Consider the following 17,562-nt stretch of genomic DNA (forward strand, 5'->3'; position numbering starts at 1 on the left):
GGCGCGTCTGAAGGTCTGCAGGGTCAGAGGATGCCGGGCAGGTTCAACCCATGCTCTCGGGCGCAGTCCGTCGCGATCTCATAGCCTGCATCCGCGTGCCGCATGACGCCGGTGGCCGGATCGTTCCACAAAACCCTTTCGATGCGCCTGTCGGCGTCTTCAGTCCCGTCGCAGCAGATCACCATGCCCGAGTGTTGGCTGAACCCCATACCGACGCCGCCGCCGTGATGCAGTGACACCCAGGTTGCGCCCGACGCGGTGTTCAACAACGCGTTCAGCAACGGCCAGTCGCTGACCGCGTCGCTGCCGTCCTTCATCGCTTCGGTTTCGCGGTTGGGCGAGGCGACGGACCCGCTGTCCAGATGATCGCGACCGATCACCACAGGCGCCGTCAACTCGCCATTGCGCACCATCTCGTTGAAGGCGAGCCCCAGCTTGTGCCGCACACCAAGCCCGACCCAGCAGATGCGCGCAGGCAGGCCTTGGAAACTGATCCGCTCGCGCGCCATGTCGAGCCAGGTGTGCAGGTGCGGATCGTCGACCAGTTCCTTCACCTTGGCATCGGTCTTATAGATATCGTCAGGATCGCCCGACAAGGCGCACCATCGGAACGGGCCGATGCCCCTGCAGAAGAGCGGGCGGATATAGGCGGGCACGAAGCCGGGAAAGGCAAATGCGTTTTCAAGGCCTTCCTCGAGCGCCACCTGGCGGATATTGTTGCCGTAGTCCAGCGTCGGCACTCCGGCATTCCAGAAATCGACCATCGCTGCGACGTGCACCTTCATGCTGGCACGGGCGGCTTTCTCAACGGCCTTTGGGTCGGTTTCCTGTTTCTGGCGCCATTCTGCCACGCTCCAGCCTTGCGGCAGGTATCCGTGAATCGGGTCGTGAGCGCTCGTTTGATCGGTGACGATGTCCGGACGCACACCGCGCGCGACCAGGTCCGCGAACACGTCCGCCGCATTGCCGATCAGCGCCACGGATTTCGCCTCGCCCGCCTTTGTCCAACGGTCGATCATCGCCAGCGCGTCGTCCAGCGAATGGGTCCTTTCGTCGACATAGCGGGTGCGCAGGCGGAAATCGGCGCGGGTTTCGTCGCATTCGACGGCTAGGCAGCAGGCACCGGCCATCACGGCGGCCAGCGGCTGTGCGCCGCCCATGCCGCCAAGCCCACCGGTCAGGATCCAGCGGCCCTGCAGATTGCCGTCATAGTGCTGGCGGCCGGCCTCGACGAAGGTCTCGTAGGTGCCCTGAACAATGCCTTGGGAGCCGATGTAGATCCACGATCCGGCGGTCATCTGGCCATACATGGCCAGGCCTTTCCTGTCGAGTTCGTTGAAATGATCCCAGGTCGCCCAATGCGGCACCAGGTTCGAATTGGCGATCAGCACGCGCGGGGCGTCCTTGTGGGTGCGGAAGACGCCGACCGGTTTGCCCGATTGCACCAGAAGCGTTTCGTCGTCTTCCAGCGCCTTGAGGCTGGAAACGATGGTGTCGAAATCCTTCCATGTCCGCGCGGCGCGTCCGATGCCACCATAAACGACGAGTTCATGCGGGTTCTCGGCCACATCGGGATGCAGGTTGTTCATCAGCATCCGCATTGGCGCCTCGGTCAGCCAGCTTTTCGCGGTGATTTCGGGGCCGGTGTCCGGGTAGACGTCGCGCGTGTTCTTGCGGGGGTCGCTCATGTCAGGTCTCCGTTCAAGGCGAGATGGGCCAACCGTCCCAGCATGCGGGCGAGGAGAGGGCGCAGACTGTCGGCGGCGGTGCTGTCGTAATCCCAGGGCGGAGCTTCCGCCGCCAGGTAGGTGGACTGGGCCAGTTCCATCTGGATGGCGTGGATATTCTCGTTCGGGCGGCCATAGTGGCGCGTGGTCCAGCCGCCCTTGAACCGTCCGTTCAGCACGGTCGAATAGCGATCGTCGGCAAGGCACAACCCATAGACGGCGGTTTCGATCGCGCGATGGCAGGTGACGCCGTGATTGGTTCCGATGTTGAGATCGGGCAGGGCGCCGTCGAACAGAAACGGAATGCGTGAGCGGATCGAGTGACAATCATAGAGGATCGCGACCCCGTGCAGCGCGCGCACGCGCTCCAGTTCGGCCTGCAGTGCAGCGTGATAGGCCGCATGGTAGGTTTCGACGCGGGCGCCGATCTCGGCCTCGGTCGGCGGGGCGTTCCAGATGTCTTCGCCGTCGAAATCGGTCAACGGGACAAGGCCGGTCGTGTTGAGGCCGGGGTAGAGGCTCTGGCCCGCCGGGTCGCGGTTGGCGTCTATCACATAGCGGTGGAACGTGGCCCGCACCATCGTCGCGCCCTGCAGCAGACCGTGATAGAGCCGCTCGACGTGCCAATCGGTGTCGGCGAGCCCAAGGCCGCGCGTGTTGAGACGGTCGCGCACCCCGTCCGGAAGCCAGGTGCCTGTATGCGGCAGACCCAGAACGATCGGGCCATCGCCACGGATCACCTCGACCGGAGTCATGCGGCGACGTCCGGCATCGGGGTTTGCGCAGCTTCGCTCAACTGCCCGCCGCGCACCAGCGTGGCCGCCGCTTCGAGGTCGGGTGCCATGAAGCGGTCTTCCGCGAGGGCAGGGATGTCGCGCCGCAATCGGGCGATCACGCGCGACAGCGGCGCGCTGGTCGCGAGGGGCGCGCGAAACTCGATGCCCTGTGCCGCGCAGAGCAGCTCGACTCCGAGGATACGTTCGAGATTGGCGACCATGCGGCTCAGCCGCACCGCGCCGTGCGCTGCCATGCTGACATGGTCCTCCTGGTTGGCCGAGGTGGGCGTGCTGTCGGTCACGCAGGGATTGGCGAGATGCTTGTTCTCGCTCATCAGGGCGGCGGTCGTCACCTCGGCGATCATCAGTCCGGAATTCAGGCCGGGGTCGGGGGTCAGGAACGGCGGCAAGTCGCAGCTGAGCGTCGGGTCGACGATCAGGGCGATGCGCCGCTGTGCGATGGCGCCGATCTCGGCGACGGCCAGCGCGATCATGTCGGCGGCAAAGCCGACCGGCTCGGCGTGGAAATTGCCGCCCGATACGATCAGGTCCGCCTCGGTCAGAACCAGCGGGTTGTCGGTCGCCGCGTTGGCTTCGATCTGCAAGGTGCGCCCGGCCATGCGCAGCATGTCCATCGCGGCGCCGGTGACCTGGGGTTGGCAGCGGATGCAATAGGGGTCCTGCACGCGGGTGTCGCCTTCGCGGTGGCTTTCGCGGATCTCGCTGCCGTCCAGAAGAGCGCGCATCGTGGCGGCGGCTTCGATCTGCCCGGCATGGCCGCGCAGCGTGTGGATCTCGAGTTGCAGCGGTGCGGTCGAGCCCATGATCGCATCCGTCGACATGGATGAGGTCACGAGCGCGGCCTGCATCGCTCGCCACGCGTCGAACAGACCGGCGAGCGCGAAGGCGGTCGAGAATTGCGTGCCGTTGATCAGCGCCAATCCCTCCTTGGCGCCGAGTTCGACCGGCGACAGTCCGGCGCGGTTCAGAGCTTCGCCACCAGGAAGCGTCAGACCGCCAAATTCCGCTTCGCCGTGACCCATCATCACCGCGGCCATATGCGCAAGGGGGGCGAGGTCACCTGATGCTCCGACCGAGCCCTGGACCGGGATCACCGGAGTCACGCCCTGCGCCAGCATCTGCTCGATCAAGGTGATCAATTCCATCCGCACGCCCGAGGCACCGCGCCCGAGGCTCAGCAGCTTCAGCGCCATCATCAGCCGTGCATGGCCGCGCGGGATCGGCGCGCCGACGCCGCAGCAATGGGAGAGGATCAGGTTGCGTTGCAGTTTCGCCGTGTCCTTCGCGGCGATCTTGACCGAGGCGAGCTTGCCGAAACCGGTGTTCACGCCATAGACGGCCGCCTCGCCATTGGCAGCGGCGGCGATCCGGTCCGCGGCCTGTGTGATGGCCGCATGGCAGGAGGGCGCGAGGCGCAGGGAGGCATCCTCGCGATAGATCTGTGCAAGCTCTTGGAGCGAGACCTCGCCCGGGGTGAGGGTCAAAGTTGTCACGTGAGCGCTCCGAAGATCCGGGTGTGAAGCGGGTTGAACCCGATCCGATAGGCAAGTTCGGACGGTTGCTTGACATCCCAGACGGCCAGTTCGGCGCGTTGGCCGGGCGCGATGGTTCCCACGTCCGTCAATCCCATGGCGCGGGCGGCATGAACGGTGACCGCTCGCAAGGCTTCCTCGGGCGTCAGGCGGAACAAGGTGCACCCCATATTCATGGCCAGCAGAAGCGAGGTCAGGGGCGAAGAGCCCGGATTGGCGTCGGTCGCGAGCGCGATCGGGACCCCGTGTTCGCGCAGTGACTGAACCGGAGGCACCTGCGTTTCCCGCAACGTGTAGAAGGCCCCGGGCAAAAGGACCGCCACAGTGCCGGCGTCCGCCATGGCCTGAACGCCGTCTTCGTCGAGATATTCGAGGTGATCGGCTGATAGGGCGCCATGGCGCGCCGCGAGTGCCGCTCCGCCGAGATTTGACAGCTGTTCCGCATGCAACTTGACCGGCAGCCCGAGTTCCCGTGCGACTTCGAACACCCGCGCGATCTGGTCGGTTGAAAAGGCAATGCCTTCGCAGAACCCGTCGACGGCATCGACCAGCCCTTCGTCATGCGCTTGACGGAGAGTGGGGATGCAGACCTGGTCGATATAGGCGTCCGCGCGGTCTTTGTAGTCGGCCGGTATCGCGTGGGCGCCCAGGAACGATGTTCTGACCCGGATCGCCCGGTTGTTTCCGACCTCGCGAGCCACGCGCAACATGCGCAACTCCGTGTCCACGTCGAGCCCGTAGCCCGACTTGATCTCGAGCGTTGTGACCCCTTCGGCGATCAGGGCATCGGCTCTGCGCAGCGCGCTTTGCAGCAACTCGTCCGCGTTGGCGGAGCGCGTCGCCCTGACGGTCGAGATGATTCCCCCCCCGGCTCGGGCAACTTCCTCGTAGCTGGCGCCGTTCAGACGCATTTCGAACTCGGCCGCGCGGTTGCCGCCATGCACAAGGTGCGTGTGACAATCGATGAGGCCGGGTGTGACAAGACGTCCACCCAAGTCGACGCTTTCCGCGTCCTGCAGGTTTTCCGGGATTTCTTCAGCTTTGCCAACCCACTTGATCAGGCCGTCCTGCAGCGCGATCGCGGCGTCCGACATCAGCCCATAGGGCGTGGGGGCGTCCGTCATTGTCGCGACGTTCAGATTGGTCAGGAGTTTTGGCGAGGCGCTCATGGCCGGGAATCCTCCGCAAAATCTTCTTTCCTGTTATGCGTCACCTGATTATATGTCTATACATAAAATCATTAACCGTGAGAATAGTACCGTGATACATGCGAGACAGGCTCTCTTGTCGACAGGATGGGTGAGCGATGTTCGTCTGTCGATCCTTGACGGGCGGATCGTCGAGATTTGTCCGGATGCCGACCCGGAACCGAGCGACGTCCGGGTCGATACGGTGTTACCGGCACTGGGCAACCTGCACAGCCATGCCTTTCAGCGCGCCATGGCCGGGATGACCGAACACCGCCGCGCGGGACGTGACAGTTTCTGGACGTGGCGCGATCTGATGTATCGGTTTCTCGACAGGTTGATGCCGCATCAGGTCGAGGCCATCGCCACGCAGGTCCAGGTCGAGATGCTGGAAGCCGGGTATGCCAGCGTCGGTGAATTCCATTACGTCCATCATCAACCCGGCGGTGCGCCCTACGACGATATCGCCGAACTCTCCACACGTATCTTCGCGGCCGCGGCCCGGACGGGGATGGGCCTGACGCACCTGCCAGTGCTTTACACGTATGGCGACGCCGGCAAGTCGGACCTTGAAAACGGACAATTGCGCTTTGGCAACGATGTTGACGGGTTCATGCGTCTGTTCGATGCAGCCAGCGCGACTCTTTCATCTCTGCCTGAAGACGCCCGGATCGGGATCGCGCCGCATTCCCTGCGGGCGACGGCGCCCGAAGACCTGACCCGGTTGCTCGCCGCTCACTGTCAGGGGCCGATCCATATGCATGTCGCCGAGCAGCCCAAGGAGGTTCGGGACATCGAGGCCTGGCTTGGCGCGCGCCCGGTGGAATGGCTGCTGGGAAACCACGACGTGAACGACAGGTGGTGCCTGATCCATGCCACGCACATGACCGATAAAGAGACCCGCTCGTTGGCCGCGTCCGGCGCGGTCGCCGGCCTGTGCCCGATCACCGAGGCCAACCTGGGCGACGGCCCGTTCAACGGTCCCGACTACTTGGCCGCTGGCGGCCGGTTCGGCATTGGATCGGATTCCAACGTCAACATCTGCCTGGCCGAGGAATTGAGAACGCTGGAATACTCACAGCGGCTACGCGACATGCGGCGGAACGTAATGATCCCGGGTGAGGGCTCTGTTGGCGCGTTCCTTTATGCAGAAGCGGCGCGCGGCGGAGCACAGGCTTTGGCGCGCGATGCGGGCGTGATCGAGGCGGGCAAGTTGGCCGATCTCGTCGCCATCGACTCCACCAATCGTGCTCTGTGCGCCCTTTCGCGCGCCCAACTGCTCGATGGGCTGGTCTTTGCGACAAAAAATGACGTGGTCACCGATGTTTGGTCTGCAGGTCGGCACATGGTGCGGGAAGGGCGGCATATCCGCCGCGACGAGATTTTTAAAGACTACCGCGCCGCGCTGAACGAGTTGACCACCGGGATATAAGGCGCCGGCTTTCGTGCGAGCCAGCTTCCACCTGACCGACGCGAGATTTCTGTCGAGCAACGCCTCGGGCCACGCGATTTCGCCCGAGCGGCCCCTACGTCTGGGGGGCACATCGTCAAAGAGATCGGCGGCGGTTTTTTGTCCTGCTGCGAGGGTCGTTCCTTTTGGGGTCGACACCGGTTCACTGGACTTTGCCGTGGGCCTCGCCCTAGACATGAGCCGCTAGGCAGCGGGTCTTGATCTGCTTTTGCATGGGGAGAGCGATGTGAGCGACGAGATCATCCTGCTGGGAACCAAGGGTGGGCCGGCCCTGCGTGAGGTCGGCGCGCAGCCGACGTCATCTCTGCTGAGTCTCGGCGGCAAGACCATCCTGATCGACTGCGGCATTGGCGTGTCGCGTTCGGTTGTCGAGGCCGGGACATCGCTTCTGGACATCGACGCGATCTTCATCACCCATCTGCACTCCGATCACCTCGTCGAACTCGGCCCGCTGATCTACACTGCCTGGACGACCGGGCTCGAGCGTGTTCTGCCGGTCTATGGACCGCCGGGCACTGAAGAATACTGGCGGAGTTTTCTGCAGGCGATGGCGTTCGACCACGCGATCCGGATCGAGGACGAAGGCCGCCCGGACATCGCCGGGATGGTCGAGATACACACCCTGTGCGACGACTGGTCCGCCGAAATCGACGGCGTGTCGGTCGCCGCGCTGCGGGTCGATCACCCGCCGGTCACCGATTGCTTCGCGCTTCGGTTCGATAGCGCCGCCTACCGTGTCGTCTTCTCATCCGACACATGCCATTTCCCTCCGCTTGGCCGTTTCGCCGAGGGGGCGGATGTCCTCGTGCACGAAGCGATGCTGACCGCAGGCGTGGACAAGCTTGTTGCGCGCACTGGCGGTGCGACGCGGCTGCGTGAGCACTTGTTGGCCTCGCACACTCAGGCCGAGGATGTCGGGCGCATCGCGGCCAGCGCAATGGTCGGGCATTTGGTTCTGCACCACCTGGTGCCCGCCGATGATCCGGATTTCGGAGAGGTCGATTGGCGGTCCGAAGTTTCGAAGACATGGAACGGCCCTCTCACGGTCGGGCGCGACGGAATGGTGGTCCCAATTGGTAAGGCATCCGAGTGACCAGCGGTCCAATCTGAACACGCGGAAGATACGAGTGGTCGGAGAAGCGGGAATCCGCTGCCAACGTGCCGGCTGGCGTCGTGAATTGATGGCGTCCTGCGTATGGTCGGTCGTCCCATGAACAAGAGACTCAAACCCGTAAGAAAACCGTCGGGACATCATTCATCGCACCTGCCGAGAATGGACGGGGCGCGTCTGAATCCATGGATTTCGTGAGTGTTCTCGTACGCCAGTCTGCTCAATCTCAGAGCACGTTCGGCTGGAGCGGGTGAAGGGAATCGAACCCTCGTCGTCAGCTTGGGAAGCTGCTGCTCTACCATTGAGCTACACCCGCAGACGGAAGATCACTAGCGCAAGCCCCCCGGCCGGACAAGATGGAAACGTCAGGCGCGGCGACGGCCCCCGGGCCCACCTGAGGCTCCCCTGCGACGGGATTGGCGGGCCTCGCTGCCGCCCTGGTTGAAGTTCACTTCGGGCAGGGTGACGTGTGTCTTCAGGATCGGGAAGGGGTCGACCGCGTTCGGGATGTTGGAGGCGTTGACGAAATGCTCCTGAAAGCGCGGTTCGATCGCGGTCTCGATCTTCTGGATCGCGTGCACCGTGCTTTCGATCTCGGCGCGCGCATCCATGTTCAGGAGCGCGATCCGCGCCCCGGTGCCGGCGGCGTTTCCGGCCGAGGTGACCTTGTCGAAGGGCGCATCAGGGATCATGCCGAGGATCATCGCGTGTTTCGGACTGATATGCGCGCCGAAAGCACCAGCCAGGACGATGCGGTCAACCTTGTCGACACCGAACTTGTCCATCAGCAGCCGGGCGCCGGAATAGAGCGCGGCCTTTGCCATCTGGATCTCGCGGATGTCGCGGTTGGTCACCGTGATCAGCGGCCCGCCCTCGGCACGTCCGTCCCACACCAGGTAGGAATAGGTGCGCCCATCGAGGATGCAGCGGTCGGAGCCGGTCTGCTCGGGAGAGCCGATCAGGCCAGAACCGTCGAGCAGCCCGGCGAGGCGCATTTCAGCAACCATCTCGATGATTCCCGAGCCGCAGATACCGGTGATCCCCGTTGTTGCCGCGGCCTCGGGGAAGGTCGGATCGTCCGACCATAGGTCACTGCCTATCACCTTGAAACGCGGCACCTTGCTCGCCGGGTCGATCTCGACCCGTTCGATCGCGCCGGGAGCGGCGCGCTGGCCGGAGGAAATCTGCGCACCTTCGAAGGCGGGGCCGGTCGGGGAGGAGCAGGCAAGCACCTTCTCGCGGTTGCCGAGCAGGAGTTCGGCATTGGTGCCGACATCGACCACGAGCACGAGGTCCTCGGACTTGTCCGGCGCCTCGGACAGCGCCACGGCGGCGGCGTCGGCGCCGACATGGCCGGCGATGCAGGGCAAAAGGTAGACGCGGGCCGCGGGATGCAGCTGCAGGTCGAGCTCTGCGGCGGTCAGGTTCAGGGCATCGGAGGTCGCCAATGCGAAGGGCGCCTGACCCAGTTCGAACGGGTCGATCCCGAGGAACAGGTGGTGCATCACCGGGTTGCAGACGAACACCGCGTCGAGAATGTCGGTGGTCTCGATCCCGGCCTCCCCGGCGATCTGTCTAAACAGCGTATTCATGCCTTCACGCACGGCGGCCGTCATCTCGGCCGCGCCGCCTGCATTCATCATCGAGTAGCTGACTCGGCTCATCAGGTCCTCGCCGAAGCGGATCTGCGGGTTCATCAGGCCCGAGGACGCGACGACCTCGCCGGTTACGAGATTACAGAGATGCCCGGCGATGGTGGTGGAGCCGAGATCGACCGCCAACCCGTGCACAGGTGCGTCGTGAAAGCCCGGCCAAACCTTGAGAATGCGGGGCCTGAGCGATGCGGTGCCGAGATGGATGGCGCAGGTCGCAGTCCATTTGCCCTTGCGCAGGATCGGTTGAAGTCCCTGCAGCGTGGCAAGGTCGATCTGCAGGTCCGAGAGCTGCCATTGCTCGAACAGCGCCGTGCGCAGGCGCTCGAGATCACCTGAGGGGTCGTGCATGTCAGGTTCCGCGATCTCGACATAGAACAGACGCACCGCCGGATTCATCACGATGTCACGGGCCTCGGCCCGCTTGCGAACCACTTGCTTGTGCACCTGGCTTTCCGGCGGCACGTCCACCACGACGTCGCCCTGAACCGTCGCCTGGCAGCCGAGCCTGCGTCCGTCGATCAGGCCGCGTTTGGACTTGTAGCGCTCCTCGACCGCGTTCCAGTCGGACAGGGCGTCGCGCGCGACCTTGACTCCATGCTTGGGAAACTCGCCATATCCTGGGGTGACCTGGCACTTGCTGCAGATGCCGCGGCCGCCGCAGACGCTGTCGAGGTCGACGCCCAGCTGTCGCGCCGCAGTCAGCAGCGGGGTGCCGACCGGGAAGCGGCCGCGCTTGCCGGAGGGGGTGAAAACCACGAGGGGATCGTTCTGCATGATCTTGGTCCGCCTTTCATGTCGCGCTGTGGGCAAGATAGTGGCGGTTGTCCAGAGTGAAAGCCAAGGAACGGCAGTTTCAGGTTCGCCCGCGTCATCCCGGGCATCCGGCGCGCTTGGCAATATATGGTAGGGGGCTTTTCCCTTGCGACCATCCGTGCGATAGGGTGGCCGTCAAACGGGCTGTTGCATGGGGAATGATGATGCAGATTCGTGAGGCACTCACCTTTGATGATGTTCTGCTGGTTCCGGCGGCGAGTTCCGTGCTGCCCTCCACGGCCAACACGGCCACCTATGTCACCCGAACCATACGGATGAATATCCCGCTGCTGTCGAGCGCCATGGACACGGTGACCGAGGCGCGCATGGCCATTGCGATGGCGCAGGCTGGCGGCATCGGAGTCGTGCACCGCAATCTCGATATCGACGCGCAGGCCGAAGAGGTGCGGCGGGTCAAGCGGTTCGAAAGCGGCATCGTCTACAACCCGATCACCTTGACCCCGGACCAGACGCTGGCCGATGCCAAGGCCCTGCAGGAGCGATATCGCGTGACCGGCTTCCCGGTGGTGGACGAACGCGGACGGGTGGTGGGAATCGTGACCAACCGCGACATGCGCTTTGCCACGGTCGACACCACCCCGGTGAAGGTGATGATGCGCTCGGACAACCTGGCGATCCTGCAGGAGCCGGCGGACCGGGACGAAGCGATCAGCCTCATGAAGGCGCGCCGGATCGAGAAGCTGCTGGTCACCGATAGCGAGGGCAAGCTGACCGGGCTCTTGACGTTGAAAGATACCGAACAAGCGGTTCTGAACCCGACGGCCTGCAAGGATCAGCTGGGCCGCTTGCGAGTGGCGGCGGCCAGCACAGTGGGCGATGCGGGCTTCGAGCGGGCGCAGGCGCTTGTCGATGCCGGCGCGGACATGATCGTGATCGACACGGCGCATGGCCATTCCGAGGGGGTCGCGATTGCGGTCGAACGAGCCAAGAAGCTGTCGAACGAGGTGCAGATCGTCGCCGGGAACGTCGCCACCGCCGAAGCGACCCGGGCCCTGATCGGGGCGGGGGCGGATGCGGTCAAGGTTGGGATCGGACCGGGCAGTATCTGCACCACGCGAATGGTGGCAGGTGTTGGCATGCCGCAACTGACGGCGATCATGGACTGCGCCAGCGGGGCAGGTGACATCCCTGTCATCGCGGATGGGGGCATCAAGTATTCGGGCGATTTCGCAAAGGCGATCGCGGCGGGAGCCTCCTGCGCAATGGTGGGCAGCATGATCGCCGGCACCGACGAAAGCCCCGGCGAGGTGATCCTCTACCAGGGACGCAGTTTCAAGAGCTATCGCGGGATGGGCAGCCTCGGCGCCATGGCGGCAGGGTCGGCGGATCGCTACTTCCAGAAGGACGCAGCCAGCGACAAGCTGGTGCCCGAGGGGATTGAAGGTCAGGTTCCCTACAAGGGCAGCGCGGGCACCGTGATCCACCAATTAGTCGGTGGGCTACGGGCCGCTATGGGCTATACCGGATGCGCCACGATCGATGAGATGCGAAAAAACTGCGAGTTCGTCAAGATCACTGGTGCGGGGCTCAAGGAGAGTCATGTCCATGACGTTCAGATCACGCGAGAGTCGCCGAACTACCGCGTGGTCATGTGAAGATGTTCCTGGGTGTCAATTGACTTGAGGCATCAGCCATGACCCCGGCGGCGCGCGTGCAGGCTGCCATCGAGGTGTTAGATCGCATCCTGGATGGTGTTGCAGCCGAGCAGGCCCTCACCGGCTGGGCCCGGCGCAGCCGCTTTGCCGGTTCCAAGGATCGCGCTGCGGTGCGCGACCATGTGTTCGATGCTCTGCGATGCCTGCGCTCCTGTGCCGCGCTCGGCGGTGGGATGAACGGGCGCGCTGTCATGTTGGGCTTGTTGCGCCGGGAAGGCGCTGATCCTGATGCGATTTTCGGGGTGGGCGGGCATGCGCCCGATCCTTTGACCGAGGCTGAGCACGCAGGCGGGCGGGTGCCGCAAGATGGGGCGGAGGCGCTGGATGTCCCCGATTGGCTCTGGCGGTCTTTTCGCGACAGCCTTGGGGAGCGCACGGAAGAAACCGCGCGCGCATTGCAATCCCGCGCGCCGGTGCATCTGCGCGTCAACGCGGGACGGACGACGCGGGACAAGGCGATCGCCGTCTTGGCCGCCGAAGGCATCCAGACGCGTGAGCATCCCGCCGCCGCGATGGCGCTGGAAGTCATAGAGGGTGCGCGAAAATTGCGGGGATGCAGCGCCTTTGCAGACGGGCTGATCGAGCTGCAGGACGCGGCCAGCCAGGCCGTGGTTGAGGGGCTACCGCTGCGCGACGGCATGCGGGTGCTCGACTATTGCGCTGGCGGCGGTGGCAAGGCGCTCGCGATGGCGGCGCGGGCCGATATCGATCTATTCGTTCATGATGTCGACCCGAGGCGGATGCGAGATATCCCGGCGCGGGCGGATCGGGCCGGGATACGGGTGAAGGCGGTCGAAACGTCTGATCTGGACCGCCTCGGCCAGTTCGACCTGATCCTCTGTGACGTGCCCTGTTCAGGCAGCGGTTCGTGGCGTCGAGCGCCACATGGTAAATGGACGCTGACGCCGGACGGACTTGACCGGCTGAGATCGACGCAGGCTGAGATCCTGGATACCGTCGCCCCGCGTGTCGATACGGGGGGTGTTCTTGCCTATGCCACCTGTTCGGTCCTTGCCTGTGAAAACACCGAACAGGTCGAGAGGTTTTGCGCCAGAACAAGGCCATGGCAGCCTGGGTTCACGCGATCCTGGCGGGTGCCGGAGGGAACGGACGGCTTTTTCGCTGCACACTTGACGCGCGCAGACGCGTAAGGCTACACAACCTTAAAGGTAGCTGGTCGATGTTAAGGGGGGCTTAACTCCTCTGCCATGACATTGGCGGCAGCGAATCCCGCTTCAGGAGCCGTCTTGTGATCAGCCGCCCATCTTCCTTTTCGCCTCATCTCAGCGCGCCGCCGTCGAACCGGGCACGTTCGGCGGCGATCGTGCTGGTGGCGATCGCGATGGGACTCGCTGGATATTTTCTGGTCCCCCCGGGGCTGGTGGCACAGGGGTTGATCGCGGCAGGCTTGACCATCACCTGCGTCGTTTTCGTGCTGGGCCTGCGTGGGCGTAATCGCGGCGGCACGCGTGACGCGGCACTGGATGTGTTGGCCGGTTTCATAGAAAAGGATGCCTCTCCGAGCTTCGTGACCGATGAGGATGGTGCGATCCTGACCCGGAACGCTGCGGCGGGAACACGTTTTACCGACAGCGAGAGCGAGACGTTGGCAGGGACGCTCCGGATGCTCTTCGCCAATCCGTCGGCGGTACTCTATCGCCTGCGATGCCGGGCGCGGCTCGACGGGGCAGCAAATGAGGACGTGGTGACACGGCGCGGTCATGTGCGCCTCGCCGTCCACCTGATCGGGGAAGAGAAATATCTCTGGCGCATAGAAGACATGCCTGAGCGCAGCCAATCGGGGCGCGGTGCCGAGACTCTACCCGTGCCAATGATTACAACCGGTCGCTCCGGTGCCGTTCTGTTCATGAACGATGCCGCGCGCACCCTGGTCGGGGAACGAGTCAAATCGCTCGATCGCCTGTTCGTGTCGATGCCGGTGCAACCCGGCTGCGTCAATGCGCTGAGCACGACCGAAGGTCAGGTCGATGTCATGGTGGCTGAAAACAACAGCTTCGCGGGTCGGCGCGAACTCTATTTCCTGCCGGCCGAGAAAGGCGGACGGGCCGACGACGGCGTCGCCTTTGAAACATTGCCGGTACCGATGCTGAAAATCGCGGCAGACGGGAAGATATTGACCGCCAACAAGTTGGCTACGACGCTGCTGGGAGATCAGGCCAGTGAAGGAATGGCCTTGGGGCAGGTGATGGAGGGCCTTGGGCGCCCGATTTCCGATTGGCTGGACGAGGCTCTGTCCGACACCGCTGACAAGAAGTCGGAATTCCTGCGAGTGACGCGCAAGGACAAGGAAGTTTTCGTTCAGGTCACCCTGAGCCGGGTCACGGAACTCGCCGAAAAAAGGCTGATCGCGGTTCTGAACGATGCGACCGAACTCAAGACTCTGGAGGCGCAATTCGTCCAGAGCCAGAAGATGCAGGCGATCGGCCAATTGGCCGGCGGTGTCGCGCATGACTTCAACAATTTGCTGACGGCAATCTCGGGCCATTGCGATCTATTGTTGCTGCGGCACGATCAAGGAGACCAGGACTATGGCGACCTAGTTCAGATCAACCAGAATGCCAACCGCGCGGCGGCATTGGTCAGCCAGCTACTGGCGTTCTCGCGCAAGCAGACCCTGAGGCCGGAAGTCTTGGATCTGCGGGACACGCTTTCGGACTTGACCCACTTGTTGAACCGCCTCGTGGGCGAAAAGGTTACGCTGACGCTCAGCCATTCACCGGTTCTGAAGTCGATCCGCGCCGACAAGCGTCAACTCGAACAGGTGCTGATGAACCTCGTGGTCAATGCGCGGGATGCGATGTCCGCCGGCGGAGAGATCAGGATCGAAACCGAAGTCACGACGCTTGCCACTCCCTTGAAGCGTGATCGCGCGACCGTGCCGTCGGGAGACTACGTTACTCTGAAAGTCAGCGACCAAGGGGTGGGAATCGCACCCGACAAGCTTCCCAAGGTCTTTGAGCCATTCTACACCACCAAGCGTACGGGTGAGGGGACAGGCCTGGGATTGTCCACCGCATATGGGATCGTCAAACAGACCGGTGGTTATATCTTCGTCGATAGCGTCGTCGGCAACGGGACGGTCTTCACGTTGTTCTTTCCGGTGCACGAGGAGGACGCCGAAACCGTGCCGGTTGCGAAGGCACCAGTGCAGGCGTCCGCGCCCAAGCATGGAGAGGGTGTGGTGCTTCTGGTTGAGGACGAGGCGCCGGTCCGGGCGTTCGCATCGAGGGCTTTGCGCTTGAGGGGGTATACCGTGCTCGAGGCCGAGTCGGCCGAAGACGCCCTTAGAACGCTTGAGGACCCGGGACTCACCGTCGACGTGTTCGTGACCGACGTGGTGATGCCAGGACTCGATGGTCCGAGTTGGGTGCGCGAGGCCTTGAAGGAGAGGCCCGATGTCCGCGTGGTGTTTGTATCCGGCTACGCCGAAGGCGCATTCAGCGACTCGCAACCGGTCATCCCGAACTCGGTCTTTTTGCCGAAACCGTTCTCTCTCAACCAACTGACGGATACAGTGCACCAGCAGTTGCATTGAGTATCGGCATTTCCCCGGGTCGCGGTGCCGGCAGAGAATTGGGATTTGCCAATTGCGCCGTGTCAGCGGCCTATGCTGTCATAGAGCGCGAACTCGTCGGTGCATTTCTGTCTCAGCCGCTGTTCCGTTTCTGGCGACAGTTCTAGGTTCAAGCTCGGCGACTCGTTTTCCCGGCGGGTCTCGACCTGCATTTCGAGGCGATGTGACAGGAAGGCGTCGAGTCGGTCGATCTGGTCATAGCGGAAGAGGTGGGTCACCGGCAATCCGCCAGGGCGCGGCGTCAGAAACCTGGCTTGGCTTCCGACCTGTGCATAGTCCGGCTGCGTGCCGCGGATATAGCTGGAAACGAACTCGTCGAACGAGATGTCGTGCGTCGAGGTGGGCTTTCCAATTGTAAATGGTCTCCGGCGATAGCGATACCAGCTCCCCAGCCAACGGATCGGTTCGCGCACGACCGCCAGCGTTTCAAGGTCGACACCGCAGACCTTCTGGAACATTGGCCGCACGAAGCGGTCATAGCGGAACAACGGCGCGTGCTTGAGTTCCGGTGGGTTGGTGATCACCAGATCCGCTCGCTTGGCCAAGGCAGTGTGATAGGCGGTGCTTCCCGTCTTTGGAACGGCCAGGAACACGAGGCGCTCCTTGAAGAAAACAAGCATCTGACTGGCGCTCCTGCATGCGGTTCCGGCCGGGATCTGCGTAAACTACTCCTTAATATCTTTGCGAAACAGTAAAGATGAAGAAAACTTTGATTGAAATGTTCCCTATATGGTCCTATTGAGAACATGGGGTGAACAAAGCAGCGATTGTCGCGCGCTCCGGTGTGTGACAATAAGGAGGATGACAGGATAATGGCGGACCTTTTGAGCATGAAAGACAAGAAGAGCGCAGACAAGCAGAAGGCGTTGGATAGCGCCCTGGCCCAGATCGAACGTCAGTTCGGCAAGGGCTCGATCATGAAGCTCGGCGATGAAGGCGCGGTTCAGGAGATCGCAGCCAGTTCGACGGGGTCGCTGGGATTGGACATCGCGCTTGGCATTGGCGGATTGCCAATGGGACGAGTCATTGAGATCTACGGCCCGGAAAGCTCGGGCAAGACCACTCTGACACTACATTGCATCGCCGAGCAGCAGAAGAAGGGCGGGGTCTGTGCCTTCGTCGACGCGGAACACGCGCTCGACCCGCAATATGCCCGCAAGCTCGGTGTGGACATAGATGAACTGCTGATCAGCCAGCCCGACACAGGTGAACAGGCGCTCGAGATCACCGACACTCTGGTGCGTTCGGGAGCGGTAAACATGGTGGTCGTGGACTCGGTTGCCGCCCTGACACCGAAATCGGAGCTCGAAGGCGACATGGGCGACAGCAGCGTCGGGGTGCACGCGCGCCTGATGAGCCAAGCGATGCGTAAGCTGACCGGCTCGATCAGCCGCAGCAACTGCATGGTGATTTTCATCAACCAGATCCGAATGAAGATCGGCGTCATGTTCGGATCGCCCGAAACCACCACCGGCGGGAACGCTTTGAAATTCTACTCCTCAGTGCGTCTGGATATCCGCCGGATCGGATCCATCAAGGATCGCGACGAGGTGGTCGGTAACGCGACCCGCGTCAAGGTGGTCAAGAACAAGGTGGCGCCGCCCTTCAAGCAGGTGGAATTCGACATCATGTATGGCGAGGGCATCTCGAAGATGGGCGAGTTGTTGGATCTCGGCGTGAAGGCCGGCGTGGTCGAAAAATCCGGCGCCTGGATGAGTTATGGCGACGAGCGGATCGGTCAGGGGCGCGAGAACGCGAAGCAATATCTGCGGGACAACCCCCGCGTCGCCTATGAGATCGAGGACAAGATCAGGGCTGCGCATGGATTGGATTTCGATATGCCCGAAGCGCCCGAAGAACAGGGCGAGGATATCCTCGAAGCCTGAACCTGACTGTGTGTCCAAGGGCGCACAGTGATGAGATGTAACCATGGAGAAGGACGCGCAACACCGCGCGTCCTTCGCCGTTTTCGGACCCTGCGCGCCTGTGGACAGCGAC

The 17,562-nt window shown here is 63.2% G+C and carries 12 protein-coding genes and 1 tRNA gene; 6 read left to right on the forward strand and 7 right to left on the reverse strand.

Annotated elements, in window-relative coordinates; genetic code table 11:
• Positions 1-23: 23 nt before the first annotated feature.
• From hutU to hutI, 4 genes are read right to left on the reverse strand one after another with little or no spacing between them, the layout of a single operon-like run.
• Positions 24-1,688 (reverse strand): urocanate hydratase, encoded by a 1,665-nt coding sequence (hutU, locus tag JF290_RS03565; protein ID WP_199023374.1) that lies wholly within the window; start codon positions 1,686-1,688, stop codon positions 24-26.
• Positions 1,685-2,482, reverse strand: coding sequence for an N-formylglutamate deformylase (hutG, locus tag JF290_RS03570; protein ID WP_199023375.1), 798 nt, complete (start codon positions 2,480-2,482; stop codon positions 1,685-1,687). Before hutG ends, hutU begins: the two co-directional genes overlap by 4 nt.
• Entirely contained in the window at positions 2,479-4,008 is a 1,530-nt protein-coding gene (gene hutH / locus JF290_RS03575; protein WP_233155140.1) for a histidine ammonia-lyase, read from the reverse strand. The genes hutG and hutH overlap by 4 nt, the downstream gene beginning before the upstream one ends.
• Positions 4,009-4,013: 5 nt before the next feature.
• Positions 4,014-5,225: an imidazolonepropionase gene (gene hutI / locus JF290_RS03580; RefSeq protein WP_199023377.1), complete on the reverse strand. Its 1,212-nt coding sequence runs from the start codon at positions 5,223-5,225 to the stop codon at positions 4,014-4,016.
• Positions 5,226-5,277: 52 nt separating this feature from the next.
• On the opposite strand from hutI, the gene JF290_RS03585 reads away from it, so the two are divergent.
• On the forward strand, positions 5,278-6,675 hold the full coding sequence (locus JF290_RS03585) for a formimidoylglutamate deiminase (protein WP_199023597.1): 1,398 nt from the start codon (positions 5,278-5,280) through the stop codon (positions 6,673-6,675).
• Positions 6,676-6,940: 265 nt separating this feature from the next.
• Complete coding sequence (locus JF290_RS03590; protein ID WP_199023378.1) at positions 6,941-7,807, forward strand: MBL fold metallo-hydrolase; 867 nt, start codon at positions 6,941-6,943, stop codon at positions 7,805-7,807.
• A gap of 260 nt (positions 7,808-8,067) precedes the next feature.
• On the opposite strand, the gene JF290_RS03595 is transcribed toward JF290_RS03590, so the two are convergent.
• Positions 8,068-8,141: transfer RNA gene (locus tag JF290_RS03595), tRNA-Gly, on the reverse strand.
• 49 nt (positions 8,142-8,190) lie between these two features.
• Positions 8,191-10,254: an ASKHA domain-containing protein gene (locus JF290_RS03600; RefSeq protein ID WP_199023379.1), complete on the reverse strand. Its 2,064-nt coding sequence runs from the start codon at positions 10,252-10,254 to the stop codon at positions 8,191-8,193.
• Positions 10,255-10,457: 203 nt separating this feature from the next.
• On the opposite strand from JF290_RS03600, the gene guaB reads away from it, so the two are divergent.
• From guaB to JF290_RS03615, 3 genes are all read left to right on the forward strand, one after another.
• The gene (gene guaB / locus JF290_RS03605; RefSeq protein WP_199023380.1) at positions 10,458-11,909 is read left to right on the forward strand and encodes an IMP dehydrogenase; all 1,452 of its coding nucleotides are present in this window, start codon (positions 10,458-10,460) and stop codon (positions 11,907-11,909) included.
• A 38-nt stretch (positions 11,910-11,947) separates the two neighbouring features.
• Positions 11,948-13,120, forward strand: coding sequence for an RsmB/NOP family class I SAM-dependent RNA methyltransferase (locus JF290_RS03610; protein ID WP_199023381.1), 1,173 nt, complete (start codon positions 11,948-11,950; stop codon positions 13,118-13,120).
• A gap of 98 nt (positions 13,121-13,218) precedes the next feature.
• A complete protein-coding gene (locus tag JF290_RS03615; protein WP_425503911.1) occupies positions 13,219-15,525 on the forward strand; it encodes an ATP-binding response regulator in 2,307 nt (768 codons plus the stop codon).
• 62 nt (positions 15,526-15,587) lie between these two features.
• Here the strand turns inward: JF290_RS03615 and JF290_RS03620 are convergent, their stop codons facing one another.
• Positions 15,588-16,184, reverse strand: coding sequence for a sulfotransferase family protein (locus JF290_RS03620; protein WP_199023382.1), 597 nt, complete (start codon positions 16,182-16,184; stop codon positions 15,588-15,590).
• 192 nt (positions 16,185-16,376) lie between these two features.
• Here JF290_RS03620 and recA point away from each other — a divergent pair, with 192 nt between their 5' ends.
• The gene (gene recA / locus JF290_RS03625) at positions 16,377-17,450 is read left to right on the forward strand and encodes a recombinase RecA (RefSeq protein WP_199023383.1); all 1,074 of its coding nucleotides are present in this window, start codon (positions 16,377-16,379) and stop codon (positions 17,448-17,450) included.
• Positions 17,451-17,562: the final 112 nt, after the last annotated feature.

Source organism: Sedimentitalea arenosa (assembly GCF_016428585.1).
Lineage (GTDB): Bacteria > Pseudomonadota > Alphaproteobacteria > Rhodobacterales > Rhodobacteraceae > Sedimentitalea > Sedimentitalea arenosa.